The 16,192-nt window shown below is 66.3% G+C and carries 13 protein-coding genes; 5 read left to right on the top strand and 8 right to left on the bottom strand.

Translation table 11 applies throughout. From position 1 onward, the window contains the following. Window positions 1–72: 72 nt before the first annotated feature. Window positions 73–366: a PAAR domain-containing protein gene (locus AC07YS_RS29900; RefSeq protein ID WP_062481115.1), complete on the bottom strand. Its 294-nt coding sequence runs from the start codon at window positions 364–366 to the stop codon at window positions 73–75. Window positions 367–426: 60 nt separating this feature from the next. Beyond that, entirely contained in the window at window positions 427–1,269 is an 843-nt protein-coding gene (locus AC07YS_RS29895) for a M15 family metallopeptidase (protein WP_370681903.1), read from the bottom strand. Between the two features lie 160 nt (window positions 1,270–1,429). On the opposite strand from AC07YS_RS29895, the gene AC07YS_RS29890 reads away from it, so the two are divergent. The 4 genes from AC07YS_RS29890 (at window position 1,430) to AC07YS_RS29875 (ending at window position 8,485) form a co-directional block, all read left to right on the top strand. Then, on the top strand, window positions 1,430–2,248 hold the full coding sequence (locus tag AC07YS_RS29890; protein ID WP_495269991.1) for a hypothetical protein: 819 nt from the start codon (window positions 1,430–1,432) through the stop codon (window positions 2,246–2,248). 25 nt (window positions 2,249–2,273) lie between these two features. Then, window positions 2,274–5,681, top strand: a complete 3,408-nt coding sequence (locus tag AC07YS_RS29885) for a type VI secretion system Vgr family protein (RefSeq protein ID WP_495269992.1) — start codon at window positions 2,274–2,276, stop codon at window positions 5,679–5,681. 39 nt (window positions 5,682–5,720) lie between these two features. Next, window positions 5,721–8,069 (top strand): phospholipase D-like domain-containing protein, encoded by a 2,349-nt coding sequence (locus AC07YS_RS29880; protein ID WP_495269993.1) that lies wholly within the window; start codon window positions 5,721–5,723, stop codon window positions 8,067–8,069. Window positions 8,070–8,173: 104 nt separating this feature from the next. Then, entirely contained in the window at window positions 8,174–8,485 is a 312-nt protein-coding gene (locus tag AC07YS_RS29875; RefSeq protein ID WP_495269994.1) for a hypothetical protein, read from the top strand. 13 nt (window positions 8,486–8,498) lie between these two features. On the opposite strand, the gene AC07YS_RS29870 is transcribed toward AC07YS_RS29875, so the two are convergent. Genes AC07YS_RS29870 through AC07YS_RS29845 form a run of 6 tightly spaced genes read right to left on the bottom strand, consistent with a single transcriptional unit; the run spans window position 8,499 to window position 15,046 of the window. Continuing rightward, on the bottom strand, window positions 8,499–10,238 hold the full coding sequence (locus tag AC07YS_RS29870) for an acetyl/propionyl/methylcrotonyl-CoA carboxylase subunit alpha (RefSeq protein ID WP_495269995.1): 1,740 nt from the start codon (window positions 10,236–10,238) through the stop codon (window positions 8,499–8,501). Between the two features lie 16 nt (window positions 10,239–10,254). Further along, window positions 10,255–11,841, bottom strand: a complete 1,587-nt coding sequence (locus AC07YS_RS29865; RefSeq protein ID WP_495269997.1) for a 5-oxoprolinase subunit B/C family protein — start codon at window positions 11,839–11,841, stop codon at window positions 10,255–10,257. A gap of 8 nt (window positions 11,842–11,849) precedes the next feature. Next, window positions 11,850–12,620: a LamB/YcsF family protein gene (locus AC07YS_RS29860; RefSeq protein WP_495269996.1), complete on the bottom strand. Its 771-nt coding sequence runs from the start codon at window positions 12,618–12,620 to the stop codon at window positions 11,850–11,852. 35 nt (window positions 12,621–12,655) lie between these two features. Next, window positions 12,656–13,333, bottom strand: a complete 678-nt coding sequence (gene pcp, locus AC07YS_RS29855) for a pyroglutamyl-peptidase I (protein ID WP_307637647.1) — start codon at window positions 13,331–13,333, stop codon at window positions 12,656–12,658. Between the two features lie 10 nt (window positions 13,334–13,343). Beyond that, window positions 13,344–14,300, bottom strand: a complete 957-nt coding sequence (locus AC07YS_RS29850) for a DUF979 domain-containing protein (RefSeq protein WP_095747223.1) — start codon at window positions 14,298–14,300, stop codon at window positions 13,344–13,346. A gap of 5 nt (window positions 14,301–14,305) precedes the next feature. Continuing rightward, window positions 14,306–15,046: a DUF969 domain-containing protein gene (locus AC07YS_RS29845; RefSeq protein WP_062477421.1), complete on the bottom strand. Its 741-nt coding sequence runs from the start codon at window positions 15,044–15,046 to the stop codon at window positions 14,306–14,308. A 284-nt stretch (window positions 15,047–15,330) separates the two neighbouring features. On the opposite strand from AC07YS_RS29845, the gene AC07YS_RS29840 reads away from it, so the two are divergent. Beyond that, window positions 15,331–16,035 (top strand): GntR family transcriptional regulator, encoded by a 705-nt coding sequence (locus AC07YS_RS29840; protein ID WP_235944293.1) that lies wholly within the window; start codon window positions 15,331–15,333, stop codon window positions 16,033–16,035. The last annotated feature ends 157 nt before the right edge of the window (window positions 16,036–16,192 follow it).

Raw genomic sequence — 16,192 nt, 5'->3', positions numbered from 1 at the left:
TGGCGATGGCAACAGCCCACGCGGTCGCGTGACCGCATGCCATGCCTGCAGTCGAAGAAGGAGGCACCGTCGTCATTCGGACGCGGAAGCGATCTGGCTGGACAACAGCCGGCAACCGCAGGCCGCACGGTCGCCGTGGCGCGCCACGCGCCGGCCATCGATCGACACGCAGTCGCTGCCCGTCACGATGGGGTTGATGCCATGGCCGGGCCGCGGGCACGACACCATGTCGCCGATGCGCGCCACGCGCCGTTCATCGATGTGCGTGTTTTCGGATGCGGTGATCACGAAGCCACCGTGGTCGGTCTTGTCATGCAGAACGATCCACGGGCGGTCGTTGTCCGCCTCGGGTTGATCCTCACCCATTTGAACTCTCCCCCTTGATTGCCTCGTGGTGTGCCGGTGCGACAGATGTCGTCTCGGCATTCAGTTGCGTGACAATTTAAATCCCGGCTTGCGGTACTCCACGTGACCGTAATCCCTGAAGGACCATCGACCACCCCACACCAAGCCCACGGACTCGGCCGCTTCGCCATAGAGGCGATAGCCTTCCATGGCCCATGGATCTTTTTCAGAGATCACCAGCTTGCCATTGCGATAGAACGCGTTGTCTGCCGCAAGTCCATACTGATGATAGCTTTGATTGGCCTTCGCCATGGTCACTGTATTGCCCAATGCAGCGAGTTTGGCTTGCCGTTCGGGGCTGCGATAACCCTCGAGCAATGCGAGGTCGTAGCCGTGCTTTTCTTTCATGATCTTGTAGACCAGCAGCAAACGATTACGAAAGTCCACATCCAGAACAGCCCAGTCCCGACTGCCTTCTTTCGTGAGCGGACGAATCTGCTCGACCTCTGCAGTGGCAAACACCTCGGGCGGCAACGGTTGCGGCGGCACCAGCTGCTCGCCCTTGAGCAAGGCCTCGATCTTCGGGTCGCTTGTGGCGGCCCAGTCGTCGAAGAACAGAACCCGGCCACTTCCGAAAGTCACACTTAACAACACCGGCACGATAAGCAGACCCATGCCCGACAGCAACAAGTAGCGATGCCTTACGGCAAAAGTACGCACTCCTGAGCCGCTGTCTCGCATCAACTGAAAACTTGCTTCGGACACAAAGCCGAGACGGCGTCCTATTCCAATAAAAAAGAATGCAATAGCAGTAGAAATGGAGACCGTCGCTCGCAACACACGGTCACGAAAAGAAGGGAACAAGAAGATGGCAAGTGCTGCCACCATCAAGGCAAAATAACAAAAGAGAGTGAAGAAGATCAACGGTGTTCAATGAGAGCCACTCAATTGTATGAGTCGCTTAAAAATTTGAACCCATCGCACGCAACGCCTTGTTGCATCCCAATTGCGATATCGCGTTGATCACGCCACATAAAGCCGAGGGGAGAAATCACATGCCCGCAGCCAGCCGGACCACCCATCCATGATGGGCGCGTCAGACGCCCACAAGGACCGCCCGAGCCTGCTCGGTTCGAGCGCACCCACCGCGGCCACATCGACCGCCGCACCCGGAGGCGAATCCACGCGGGTGCTCGCACAGTTCGGTGGCCGCGAGAGCGGCGCGCGCTCCTTCTTCGCACGGCCAGGCGTGTGGGCTTCGCTCGCAGTGTTGATCGGCGTGGCGGGTGCCACGACCTACCACCTGCAATCGAAGCGCACGGATTCCGCAGCGACGACCGTGGCGGCAGCAACGCCTGCGCCGGTTGCAGCGCCTGTCGCCAAGGAACCACCGAAGCCCGAGACGCCCGTCGCCGCCGCGGCACCGGAGCCCACGCCCGCGCGCATCATCGAAGGCGACAGCACGCCGCCGCCGGGGCCACAGCCGCAACAACAGGCCTCCACGCCGTTCGCAGCCATCGGTGCGCAGCCCATGGCCGTGCCGCCGGCCGCGAAGCCTGCGCGCGTTGCTGCGGCCTCCCCCGCGAAGAAGGCAGGCGCCGACAGCAAGGCCAGCGCCGCAGTCGCGAAGAAGCCGGAGCGCATCGCGTCGGGTTCGAAGAAGCCCGTGCGCACGGCCGCGAACGGCAAGCCGGTCAAGACCGCTGCCAACACCGGCAAGGCAACGAAGCCCGCCGCGCGCACCGACCTCGCGCAAACGGCGGCACGGCCGAAGGGACCCGATCCCGACACCGACCTGCTGACCGCGCTGCTCAAGCGCAGCAAGACCTCCGACCCCGCACCATCGGCGCAGGCCACTGCCGCAACGGCGGACTGCAAGCCGGGCGCACCTTGCAAACCTTGAGCATCCGAACCTGAGCGAATTCCCGATGCCTTCCGCTGACCGCAGCGTCCTGTGGGCCGAGCTGAGCCAGACGGCGCGGCTGTATCGCCTCGAAGCGCCGAGTGCTTCGTCGTCCTCCAACAGCGCCGCGCACGAGAGCATCGATGCTCTGCGCGTGGAAGGCTGGGTGCAGCGCGAGGCGGTGTCGCAGCTGTTCGAGCTGCGCATCGTGTGCCTGAGCCTGCGTGCGGACCTGGCGCTGTCATCGCTGATCGACCAGCCCCTGACGTTGGTCACCGTGCTGGCCAATGGTTCGCTCGCACGACGCACCGGCCTGATCCGCGCCGTCGAGTCACTCGGCGCCGACGGCGGCCTGGCGCGCTACCGCCTCACACTCGTGCCCTGGCTCTGGCTGGCCACCCAGCAAGGGCGCAGCCAGGTCTTCCAGCAGCGCAGCGTGGCAGACATCATCGAACGCGTGCTGGCGCCGTATGCGGATGCGGGCAGCTGGGCCTTCTCTTCCGAAGTGAACAGCTTCCTCGCCGACGCGCCCGTTCGCACCTACTGCACCCAGTACCGCGAGAGCGACTTCGACTTCTTCTCGCGCCTGCTGGCCGAAGAAGGCCTGGCCTGGCGCATCGAGGAAGACGCCCAGGCCCCGACAGGCCACAAGCTCATCATCTTCTCGTCGAACGACACCCAGCCCGCCGATGCAGGCTCGCCCGTTCGCTTTCACCGCAAGAGCTCCCAGGAGCGCAGCGACGCCGTGCAAGCGCTGGTGCGCCGCATGCGCCAGTCGGTGGCCCAGGTGCACCTGAGCGCCTGGAACGTCGACGGCAAGCGCCAGCTCACAGGCAGCGCCCCCGCGCGCTTTCCGGTCGGCGGCAAGAACGCCCCGCGGCTGGAGTACGACGACGTGCTCGGCCTGAACGACCGCAGCCGCGGCTGGGACACCAACCGCACCGTCGAGCGCTACGCGGCATTGATGATGGAAGCGGCCGAATGCCGCGCCGACCTGATGCTGGGCCACAGCACCGTGCGCACCTTGCGCGCGGGCACGCGCCTCGAGATCGACGACGCGCCCGCGCTGGGCTTGCAGGCCAGGCCTGCGCTGCTGCTGGACACCGTCGAACACGTGGGCATCAACAACCTGCCCAAGGACACGGCCGCGTCGATTGCGGCGCAGCTGGGCGAGCTGACGGAACACCTCGTGTTCGACCAACCGTGTGCTCCCGTGACGGCCGAGGCCGATGTGTTCGGGCTGGTGTCTGCAGCAGTGGCAACGAGCAACGACAACAACCTCTACCCGCAGCCCCAGAGCCTGGCCACCGCGCAGGCCCAGGGCTACGCCAACAGCTTCTCGGGCGTGCACGGCCCGCGCCCCTGGCGCCCCGCACTGGCGGCGACCGACGGTGCCCGCCTGCACGCCAGGCCCACGGCCAGCGGCGTGCACAGCGCCATCGTGGTCGGCCCTTCGGGCGAGACCTCGCCCAACGGCGCCGACGAGCTGTACTGCAACGACCGCGGCGACGTGCGCGTGCACTTCCACTGGCAGAACGGATTGAGCGACAACGGCAACAGCAATGGAGACAACGCCCAGGACAACCGCAGCACCCGCTGGATCCGCGTGGCCCAGCGCCAGGCGGGCCCCGGCATGGGCTGGCAGTGGCTGCCGCGCATCGGGCAGGAAGTGCTGGTCAAGTTCGTCGACCTGGATGTGGACCAGCCCGTCATCGTCGGGGCGCTGTACAACGGGCGCGGCGACGGCGGCATCGCCCCCACGCCCGGCGGCGCGTCACGCGACAGCGAACAGGGCAGCAACGACAACAACGACGTCTTCGCCCAAGCGAGCAACGCCTCGCCCAGCGCCCAGGCCAACCTCGCGGCCGGCCACGCCCCGCCCTGGCACGGCGCCAGCGCCGACGACAAGGGCCACCGCAATGCAGCGGCCCTCAGCGGCTTCAAGACCAAGGAGTTCGGCGGAGAAGGCTTCAGCCAATTGGTGTTCGACGATTCGAACCAGCAGCTGCGCGTGCAGCTGCACGCCAGCACCGCCCACAGCCAGCTGAACCTGGGCCACCTGATCCACCAGGCCGACAACTTCCGCGGCAGCTTCCGAGGCCAGGGGCTGGAGCTGCGTACCGACGGCTATGCGGCCCTGCGCGGCGGCAAGGGCGTGCTGCTGAGCACGTACCACGGCGCAGGCGGCCACAAGCTCGAGCCCGTGGGCGACTTCGCCGCCGGCATGGCGCTGCTCAAGCAGGTGCAGCAGCTGGGCCAGGCCCTGAGCGATGCCGCCAGGACCCACGAGACCGTGCAGCTGGCCGGGCACATCGGGGCCGGCAAGGCCAACGAATCGCAGCTCGACAAGGAACGTGCCCCCTACGCCGCGATGGAGCGCACCGCCAGCGGCATGGTGACGGCCGATGCGCTCGATGCTGCCTACGCCGATGCAGCAGACAAGGCCATCGCCACCGGCGAAGGCAAGGTGCCGCACACGAGCGACGCCGTGATCGCACTGGCCGCACGCGGCGGCCTGGCGATGGTGGCGGGCCAGCAGCTGCAGGTCGTCAGCGGCGAGACCGCCACGCTGGCCAGCGGCGGCGACATCAACCTGGCGCTGGCCGACGTGCTGCGCGTGCACAGCGGCCAAGCCATCGGCGTGCTGGCCGGCGCGCAGAAGGCCGATGCGGACACAGGCCTGTCGGTCATCGCGGGCAACGACGACCTGGACTTCCAGGCGCAGCACGACGAACTGCGCGTGCAGGCCAAGGAGGCCCTGAAGATCGCCAGCACCGACCAGACGGTGGAGTTCGCGGCCAAGAAGAAGATCCGCATCGCGACGGCGCAGGGTGCGTCGATCACGCTGCAGGATGGGGACATCACGTTCGAGTGTCCGGGGAAGATCACTTATCACTCGGTGCAGCGGAAGTTGGCCGGGCCGACGAGGATGAGCTATCCGCTGCCAGTCGCTCCTGCTTCTGCATTGGAGCCCATCAAGTTTGCACTTTCCCTGCAGGACATTCCGGGGGAGTCAGGTGCAGTCCCGGTGGGCCAGCCATGGCATATCGTGGTCACGGACACCCAAACGGAAGATGGCAGCGTTCCTCCACAAGTGTTCAGCGACGAACACTGGAGTTCCACCCTGGCAACAGGCACCGTCGGTTCGGACGGCCTGATCAAACTCAGTGACGACGAACAACGTTCCGTTCATCAAGAAATCGGCACGGGAAAAGTCTGGCTGGTGAGTGGACTGACAGCCATGGTGCTGAAGCCTGCACGCTGGACCGGCGACGAAAAGGGCGTCATGCCGGAGAAGATTCTGGACGCTCTGAATTTCGCAGCGGATGGTCGAGACCTGGATGACATCAAGCGCGATTGGCTCGAAGAACATGCAAAGAGTGATGCTGATGTCCCCGGACTCAATCCAATCAAGCCCAAGGTCGACGCCTGATCACCATCTGGCGACGAGCAATCAAGAGGTTATCTCTGAATGACCGATCCAATCGATCAGTACACCGCGCAGATCGTTCCCAATACGAAAGCGACTGTCAGCAATCAGTACTTTGATTTGAACCAGCCCTTCGCCTTCCCCCGCTACGGCAACAAGTGCGCGGGGTACATCAACGGCAAAAGCTACATGAAGGCCGTCGCGGATGCGATCCGCGGCGCGAAGAGCTTCATCATGATCACGGGCTGGCAGCTCGACTATGACGTCGAGTTGGACAATCGAGGCGACCCGAAACACCCCGGAAGATTGTCGGAGCTGCTGGCAGATGCCTTGCAGCGAGGCGTGCACGTGAGAGTGATCCTGTATGACTCCGTCGTATACGCCTTGGACACCCATGACGATACGTCGCAGCCCAAGCTGAACGGGCTGCCTCCGGGCAAGGGGTCGATTCAAGTGATGCTTCAGAACCCCAACACCGGTCGAAATTCTGTGACGTGGGAATACTCGACCAAGCGCGCAGTTGGAAAGGCGGCCGACGCCAATATCTTCTTCTCCCACCATCAAAAATCAGTGATCGTCGATGGTCAGATTGCCTTTGTCGGCGGGATCGATCTCGCCTACGGGCGCTGGGACACGGATGCATGCGACGTCGTGATGAATCGCTCCCTGCACGTCATCAACGATGGGTACAACGGACAACTCGATCCCTATCGGGCACCGACCAGCGCAGAGCTCGGATTGACAAAAGAGTCCAATGGACGGCCCGGCTTTGCCCCGCCCTACTCGAGCAACAACAACAGCAAGGAGCGCATGTTCAACGAGGCTACCCAGCCGCGCCAACCTTGGCAGGACATTGCCATGCGCATCGAAGGCCCAGCGGCTTTCGACGTGTTCGTCAATTTTGTGCTGCGCTGGAACAGCTTCGCGGGAACAGGGACGAACCGCTTTGATTCGGGAATGGACGCAGGATGGTTCGACAGGGCCAAGGGCCCCAGTTACCTGATCGACCCGCTGAAACGAGGCGGCGGCGGCTGCGACGTTCAGATTTGCCGATCGGCCTCCTCCGCTCAACTCAACGACGAAATCAAGCTATGGGGAGATCACTACAAGTACATCAATGACGATTGGAAATCGCCGAATGACAAGCGTCGCAAGGTGGTCCAGGCGGCACGCACTTCGTGGAAAGGAACGCATCAAACGAGTATCCGGGATGCAATGGTCAATTGCATTCGGGCAGCGCAGGCGTTCGTCTACATCGAGAACCAGTTTTTCATGTCAGATTGCGGCACCGATCAGCGAGGGACGGCGTGTCCTTCCAAGAACCCGATCATCAAGGAACTGGCGAATGCCGTGGGGCGAGCCATCTATGCCGGCCGGGCGTTCCACGTGTACCTCGTGTTGCCCGAACACCCTGAGGGTCAGCTTGAGATTGAAGGAACCAAGTCCCAAACCTGGTGGGCCCTGCAGGGCGTGAGCCGCGCCAACAATAGCTTGATCAATCGGATCAACGCGACGATCGTCGCAAAGCACATGAAGGCATGGGGGCTGCGGGAAGCGCCAAAGACCAATCCCGCCGTGCGTGACGTCCTGCAAAAGCATGGGATGCAGGACCAATGGCGCGACTACCTGACCGTACTCAATGTCCGTAACTACGGGCAGACCGGCAGCAATGTCATCACTGAAATGATCTATGTGCACAGCAAGCTGACCATCGTCGACGATGCTGTGGCCATCATCGGAAGCGCCAACATCAACGACCGAAGCCTGAACGGCAACGGCGACACCGAGCTAGCGGCCGTGGTGGTGGACACGAGCAACGCGGCGATGACCGATGTCGGCGCAGGGGTGCAGTGCATCACGCGAGGCTTCGCACGTGAACTTCGCCTGCAGGCGTGGAAAAAACACCTGGGAATGTTGGTCGATCGCAAGACCACAGGGGTGAAGAAGCAAGAGGCGCCCGCCGGGGTTGACCTCGAGAAGCCATTGCAAGCCTCGACCATCAAGGGCATTCGGCAACTGGCCGCGAGCAATCGCTCCGTCTACAACGAAGTTTTTCTCCACACGCCACGCGATGCCCACGGCACGCTGACGGAAGGGCGCGTGAAGGGTTTCACGAAGAAATTCAAGGACAAGAATGGGGCGAACAAGGAGTCTTTGACGTTCTCGATGACACCGCCGCTGCAGCCCGCCTTCATGGACCCTCAGGGAAAGCACAAAGCCGGTGAAGCCATGGCCAAGCTCAACGCGGGCATCAAGGGGTTCTGGGTTGAAATGCCATTGGCATGGGGCTCGAAAGAAGGAGCGACACCGAAGCCGCCTCAGAACTCGCCTCAGCTTATTGCGGATCACGAGCGTCCGCGCATCAAGGAAACGGAGATGATGCGTGCATGAAAGAGTGCCTGCGACCGATCGCCTATTGGGGTGTACTGTCGACGTCGAACGTAACTCGAGACATCGAATGGAAGACTTGATTTTTTCTCAGAGGGAGTCGGCGCATGGATAGCCAACCCAACGTCTTGGGTCTGCTGGTTGGAGGCGCTCTACTTTCCGCGAGCGTGCTGTCGGTGTTTTGCACCATCGCTCTGGTCATTCATCGCTTCAGCCCGCATCCTTCGTGGATGCCCTATTTGTCGAAGGCATGGCTGTTCGTGGTTCTTTTGGCCAGTGCCGCCTTGATCTATCTTGTTGCGCGCCACCTGCTTGTCGACGCACGCGATACAGGCGCGCGTCTCGAAACCTACATGGCCGCCGTGACGTTCGCACCCTGCATCGTTTCAGGGCTCGTCGCCTTGTTCCTCAAGCCTTGACGACCGCCCTCATTCACCCGATGCGCGCAATCGCCGTCCCGGCTGCCACATAGCCACCCGCAGCAGCAGCGAACGCGATGCGCCCCGCGCGGTGCGCCACGACCTGCATCTCCATCTTCATCGCCTCCATCACGGCGATCACCGCACATTCGGCGACCTCGTCGCCATCCGCGACTTTCCAGCCTTGCAGCGTGCCCGACACCGGCGCAGCCACGGCGGCGACATCCGCTGCAGGCGCGTTCGCAACGACGCCAGGCGCAGCAGCAGCACCACCACCACCCGCCGACGCCAACCCACGCAGCAACTCCGCCGGCAGCCCCAGCGACATGCGCCGCCCGTCGATCTCGATGGCCGTGCGGTGCAGCGACGCATCCGGCAGTGGATCAGGCCGCATGCCTGCCGCTTCGTCGTTCGCAAAGTCGGTTTCGATCCAGCGCGTGTGGACCTTGAAGGCATCTTCCGACACGAAGTCGGGGTGCGCCATCACCGCGCGGTGAAACGGCAGCACCGTCGCCAACCCTTCGATGCGGAATTCCTTGAGCGCGCGGCGCGCGCGTGCGATGGCCTGGGCGCGCGTGGCGCCGGTGACGATGAGCTTGGCCATCAGCGAGTCGAAGGTGCCGGGCACCTGCGAGCCGGCGTCGACGCCGGTGTCGACGCGCACGCCCGGGCCCGAGGGGGCGTCGAACACGTGGACGGGACCGGGTGTCGGCAGGAAGCCGCGGCCCACGTCTTCGGCGTTGATGCGGAATTCGAAGGAGTGGCCGCGCGGTGCCGGCGTTTCCTTGACGGACAGCGGCAGGCCTTCGGCGATACGCAGCTGCTCGATGACGAGGTCGATGCCGGTGGTCTCCTCGGTCACGGGGTGCTCGACCTGCAGGCGCGTGTTGACCTCGAGGAACGAGATCGCGCCGCTTGCGCTCAGCATGAACTCGACGGTGCCGGCGCCGGTGTAGCCGGCGGCCGCGCAGATGTCGCGCGCCGACTGGTGGATGCGCTCGCGCTGTGCGTCGCTCAGGAAGGGCGCGGGCGCTTCTTCGACGAGCTTCTGGTTGCGCCGCTGCAGCGAGCAGTCGCGCGTGCCGAGCACGACGACGTTGCCGTGCGTGTCGGCGAGCACCTGGGCCTCGACGTGGCGCGGGCGGTCGAGGAACTGCTCGACGTAGCACTCGCCGCGGCCGAAGGCGGTGATGGCTTCGCGCACGGCCGATTCGTAGAGGCCTTCGACTTCGTCGAGCCGCCACGCGACCTTGATGCCGCGCCCGCCGCCGCCGAAGGCCGCCTTGATGGCGATCGGCAGGCCGTGCTGTTCGGCAAAGGCGAGCACCTCGCCCGCGTTGCTCACCGGGTCGGCCGTGCCCGCGACGAGCGGTGCGCCAACCTTCAGGGCGAGCTTGCGGGCCTGCACCTTGTCGCCCAGCGTGGCGATGGCCGAAGGCGAAGGGCCGATCCACGTGAGGCCGGCGTCGATCACCGCCTGCGCGAAGGCTGCGCTTTCCGAGAGGAAACCGTAGCCGGGGTGCACGGCGTCGGCGCCGCTGCGCTTGGCGATGGCCAGCAGTTTGGGAATGTTCAGGTAGGTGTCGGCCGGGCGGTGGCCGTCCAGGCCGTAGGCCTCGTCGGCGCGGCGCACGTGCAGCGCATTCAGGTCGGGATCGGCGTAGACGGCGACCGACTGCACGACGTGGTCGGCGCAAGCACGTGCGATGCGCACGGCGATTTCGCCGCGGTTGGCGATCAGGACTTTTTTCATCGCGGGACTCTCGATCTCAAAGTTCGATGGGGCCGTGGCCGGCCATCGGTTGGAAGCGGACACGGGCGTTCACGGGGATCTGCCCCGCACGGTCCAGGTGGTGGGTGGCGACCGACGCGATCACGGGGTAGCCGCCGGTGAGCGGGTGGTCGGCCAGGAACAGCACGGGCTGGCCGCTGGGCGGCACCTGGATCGAACCGCGCGCCGTGCCCTCGCTGGGCAGCTCGGCGGTGTTGGCACGCACCAGCGGTTGCTCGCCGTTCAGGCGGATGCCAACGCGGTTCGACTGCGGCGTCACCACCCACGGCTGGCTGCACAGGCGCTCGACGGCGTCGGCGGTGAACCAGTCGGTGCGCGGGCCGAGCACGATGTCGAGCACGACTTCTTCCTGCACGGTGGGCAGGTCGGTCGGCGGTGCTTCGGTGGCGCCGACGACGGCGCCGGTGGCGACGTTACGCACAGGCAGCACGTCGCCCGCCACCACGGCGGGCGGGCCGATGCGGGCCAGCGTGTCGGTCGCGCAGCTGCCGAGCACGGGCGCCACGGCAAAGCCGCCGCGCACGGCCAGGTAGCTGCGGATGCCGGCGACGGGCTCGCCGACAGTGACGGTGTCGCCATCGGCCAGTGCGACGGGCTGGTAGCGCGGCAGCGGCCATTGCGCGCCGTCGGCGCGGGTCAGCGTGAGCGGGCCGTCGGCGCCGGTGACGGCCATCACTGCGTTGCCGCGGCAGACGAACTGGAAGCCGCCGTAGGCGAGTTCGAGGCAGGCCGCATCCGACACATTGCCGACCAGTCGATTGGCCGCCTGCAGCGAGCGCTGGTCCATCGCGCCGGAGGCGGACACGCCCTGCCGCGCCTGGCCGTGGCGACCGCCGTCCTGCCACAGCGCTTGCAAGCCAGCAGCGCGAACCTCGAAGGCACTGCCGCCTTCGATGGCCACAGGCGCGGGCGCTGCGACCACTGGCTCGGCCATCGGCAACGCCACCTTCAACGACGAGGCATCGACAAAGCGCACCGCATCGCCGGGCTGCAGCAGCGCCGGCGTCTCGCGCGACAGGTCCCACATGGGCATGTCGGTCACGCCGATGATCTGCCAGCCGCCGGGGCTGGCCTGCGGGTACACGCCGCTGAAGCTGCCCGCGAGCCCGACCGCGCCGGCCGGGATGCGGGTGCGCGGCACGGCGCGACGCGGCACGTTCAGGCTCGGGTGGCCGCCGCTCAGGTAGGCGAAGCCGGGCGCGAAGCCGGTGAAGGCGACGGTGTAGTCGCTGCCGGTGTGGCGGCGCACCAGCTCGTCGGGCGTGATGCCGAGCAGGCCGGCCACTTCGGCGATGTCTTCGCCGTCGTAGCGCACAGGAATCTCGATGCGCTTGTCGATGCGCGTCTCGCGGGCGTCGAGCTTTCGCTGGCGCACGGCGTGTGCCAGCGCAGCCGCCGACAGCACGGCGGGGCGGAAGGTGATGAGGATGGTGCGCGCGGCGGGCACCAGCTCGTCGATGCCAGAGAGGGGCTCGGCGCGCAGCGAGGCCAGCAACGCGAGCGTCTGCGCCAGGTCGTCGAGCTCGACCAGCACGGCATTCAGGTTGACGCGAAGAAAGCGCATCGAGGTCGTCATGCGGTGGTGGCCTCGGCAAAGGGGCGGATCGTCACGCCGGCCTGCATGAGCCGCTCACGCACGCGGCGCGCCATCTCGACCGCGCCGGGGCTGTCGCCGTGCACGCAGATCGAGTCGGCGCGGATGCGCACCACGCTGCCGTCGATGGCGGTGACGGTGCCTTCGTTGGCCAGCCGCAGCATGCGCTCGGCCACGTCGGTCGCGTCGTGCAGCACGGCGCCGGGTTCGCGGCGCGACACCAGCGTGCCCTGCGGCGTGTAGGCGCGGTCGGCAAAGGCTTCAGCCACCACGCGCAGGCCCTGGGCCTCGGCCCAGCCCACGAGCGGCGAGCCCGCGAGCGCGACGAGCACGAGGCTGGCGTCGATCTCGCGCAGGGCGGCGATCACGTCGCGCGCCTGGCGCTCGTCGTGCGCGATGGTGTTGTACAGCGCGCCGTGCGGCTTCACGTAGCGCACCTCGGTGCCGGCCGCGGCGGCCAGGCCCTTCAGGGCGCCGATCTGGTAGATCACGTCGGCGCGCAGGTCGGCGCTGTCGACGTCCATGTTGCGGCGGCCGAAGCCGACGAGGTCGCGGTAGGCCACGTGGGCGCCCACTGCAACGCCGCGTTCCTTCGCCTGGCGCAGCGTGCGCAGGATGCCCGCGGGGTCGCCGGCGTGGAAGCCGCAGGCCACGTTGGCGCTGCTGACGATGTCGAGCATGGCGGCGTCGTCGCCCATGCGCCAGACGCCGAGGCTTTCGCCGAGGTCACTGTTCAAGTCGATGTTCATCGGGGGTCTCCGGCGTGCACGGCACGCCTCAGGAATCAATGCAGCCGGCCGGCGGTTTCGCGCACGTCGTGGCGCACGGTGAGCGCGGTGCGGATCGCCACGCGGAAGGCCTCCACCTGCGCGTCCAGCGCCATGCTCGCCACGCCGGGTTTCGAGGCGGCCTGCTCGGGCAGGTAGGGCACGTGGACGAAGCCGCCGCGCGTGTGCGCCAGCGCCGGGCGCGTCGCGAGCCGGTGCATGAGCGCGTAGAAGATGTGGTTGCACACGAAGGTGCCGGCGCTGTTGGACACGGCCGCGGGCAGGCCCGCCGCGCGCATGTCGCGCACCATGGCCTTGATCGGCAGCGTCGAGAAATAGGCCGCCGGGCCGTCCCTGACCACGGGCAGGTCGATGGGCTGCTGGCCGGCGTTGTCGGGAATGCGCGCGTCGTCGATGTTCAGCGCGGCGCGCTCCATCGAGATCTCGGTGCGCCCGCCCGCCGCGCCGATGCACAGCACCAGCTGCAGGGGAGAGCCGATCAACGCGGCGTCGAGCGTGTCGATGGCGCGGCCGAACACGCAGGGCAGCTGCACCGCCTGCACCACGGCGCCTTCGCAGGTCCAGCCGTCGAGCGCGCGGGCGATCTCCCACGCGGGGTTGACCGGGTCGTTCTCGAAGGGCTCGAAGCCCGCGAGCAGCACGCGGCGTGCCTTGGCATCGGTGGCGATCGTCATGCGCGGTGCCTCAGCGGAACATCAGGAAGTACAGCAGGAAGATATTGACCACCAGCAGCGCGGCTGCCGTGGGTATCTGCACCTTGATCACCGCGTTCTTGTCGGGCAGCTCCAGCAGCGCCGCGGGCACGATGTTGAAGTTGGCCGCCATCGGCGTCATGAGCGTGCCGCAGTAGCCCGAGAACATGCCGATGGCCGCCATCACGGCCGGGTCGCCGTGGTACACGCCCACCAGCACCGGCACGCCGACGCCGCCCGTCATCACCGGGAAGGCCGCGAAGCCGTTGCCCATGATGATGGTGAACAGGGCCATGCCCAGCACGTACACCGCGACGGCGACGAAGCGGATGTCCATGTTGATGTAGCTGGTGGTGATGTGCGCCACCGCCTTGCCCACGCCGGCGTCGGAGAACACCAGGCCCAGCATGCCGAGCATCTGCGGCAGCACCACGGCCCAGCCGAGCGCGTCGGTCAGGCGGCGCGACTCGCGCATGCCCTGCACGGGCGTTTCGCGCGTCAGCCAGCAGGCCAGCGCGAGCGCCACCACGCAGCCGATGCCCAGGCTCACCAGCGTGGTGTTCTTGGGGTCGAGCAGCAGCGTGCCGCCGAGCTTGATGTGGCTCATGCCCACGGTGCCGATCACGGTGACCAGCGGAATCGCCAGCGCCGGAATGAACAGCTTGTTGCCCAGGCGCGTGGCGCTGGCCTGGTACTGCTCGGGCGTGGGTTCGCGGTGCTTGCCCGCACCGACGCCGCGCAGGCCGGCAATGACGGCCATGCCGATCGCGCCAACGCCGACCAGTGCCGGCGGCAGCTTGTCGCCGACCAGGAAGACCAGCGCATAGATGCCCCAGAAGAGCGCGCTGGTGTAGCGCTTGGGATGCTGGCGGTCGGCCAGCGTCATCACGGCCGTGACGGCGAGGATGAAGCCGACCAGGAGGTACAGGTGCTGGATCGAGAGAATCATGATGCTCAGCGTCCTTCCTTGGCGGGCACGGCGGTGGCGGGCACGTCGGCTTCCGCGGCGCCGCCCAACTCACGGGCCAGTGCCTGGTCGAGCCGGCGCAGGCGCCAGGCGTGGATGATGAAAGCGGCAATGGCCGTCGGGATGCCCCACATCGCGATGTGCAGCGGCTCCACGTCGATGCCGGCTTCGTGCAGGAAGGTGGTCATGAGCACGATGGCGCCGAAGGCCACGAAGATGTCTTCGCCGAAGAACAGGCCCACGTTGTCGGTGGCCGCGGCGTAGGCGCGCAGCTTGTGGCGGATGCGGTCGGGCAGCTTGCCGTAGCGCGTCTCGGTGGCGCCTTCGGCCATCGGCGCGAGCAGCGGACGCACCATCTGCGGATGGCCGCCCAGGCTGGTCAGGCCCATGGCCGCCGTGAGTTCACGCGCCGCGAGGTAGACGATCAGCAGGCGGCCGGCGGTGGCCGACTTGATGCGGCTGATCCAGTTCTGCGCGTGCTGGCGCAGGCCGTGGCGCTCCAGCAGGCCGATCACCGCCAGCGGCAGAAGAATGATCAGCGGCAGGTTGCGCGTCTTGATGAAGCCGGTGCCGATGGCCGTGAGGATCGCCATCGGGCCGAAGCCGGCGGCGAACGCCGTGACGATGGCCGTGACGATCACGACCAGCATCGGATTGAAGCGCAGGATGAACCCCGCAATGATCACGGCCACGCCGATCAGCGGCCACAGGGGGACTTCAGGTGTCATGGTTGGTCTTTCGTTGCAATGCAAAACACCGGCGCAGGGGCACCGGTGCGGTCGATTGATGCAAACCTCATGCCAATGAATGAGCAATTCATTTCTTATGAATCACTCATTTCAAACAAGTTGTTGAACAATTTCATGTAGTGTGCCCAACAACAGTGCCTGAATACCCCCATGAAAACCCTGAAACGGGGGCGTTTCGGTGCACGGGCGCGGCGTGGTGCGGGAGCCGTCTGTTACAACGCAGGCTCGCTGCGCCCCTCCCTTTTCCCCTCCGACCGACCGGCATGACCCGACTGGATTCCCCCACTTCCCCCGCCTCGCCGGCCGCCGGCGCGCTCACGCTCAACGACCGCGTGGCCGAGCTGATCCGCCAGAAGATCGTGAAGGGCGAGTTCTCGCCGGGGCAACGGCTGTCGGAGGCCGCGCTGGCCGACAGCCTGGAGATTTCGCGCAACACCCTGCGCGAGGTGTTCCGCACGCTGACCAAGGAAGGCCTGCTCAAGCACGCGCCGAACCGCGGCGTGTTCGTGGCGGTGCCGAGCATCGCGTCGATCATCGACATCTACCGCGTGCGCCGGCTCATCGAGTGCCAGGCGCTGGCGCAGGCCTACCCGCGCCACCCCGCCAAGAAGCACATGCGCGAAGCGGTCGAGATGGCGCTGAAATGCCGCGACGCCGGCGACTGGCTGGGCGTGGGCACGGCCAACATGGAGTTCCACAAGGGCATCGTCGAGCTGGCCGACAGCGAGCGGCTCAACGTGCTGTTCGCCCACATCCTGGTCGAGCTGCGGCTGGCCTTCGGGCTGCTGAAAGACCCGGAGTTCCTGCACGCGCCCTACGTGGACATGAACACGAAGCTGCTCGAACTCATCGAGGCCGGCAAGTTCGCCGAGGGCTCGGCGGCGCTGAACGACTACCTCATCCACTCCGAGCGCATCGTGCTCGCGGTGTATGCGCGGCAGATGCCGGACGGCGGACTCGACAACTAGTTGAATCCGCCCGCGCCGCGCGGGCTGCTGCGCTAGCGCTCCTTGCCCATCACCAGGTCAGGCAGGATCGTCACGATCGACGGGAACAGCGTGATCAGCGCGATGCACAGCACGAGGCAGAAGAAGAACGGAATGGCCGCCCGGGCGATCACGTTGC

Source organism: Variovorax sp. GW458-11-26-14-LB1 (genome assembly GCF_059423965.1).
Note: the sequence above shows the minus strand (reverse complement) of the source record. Positions and strands in the feature narration are given on the sequence as shown.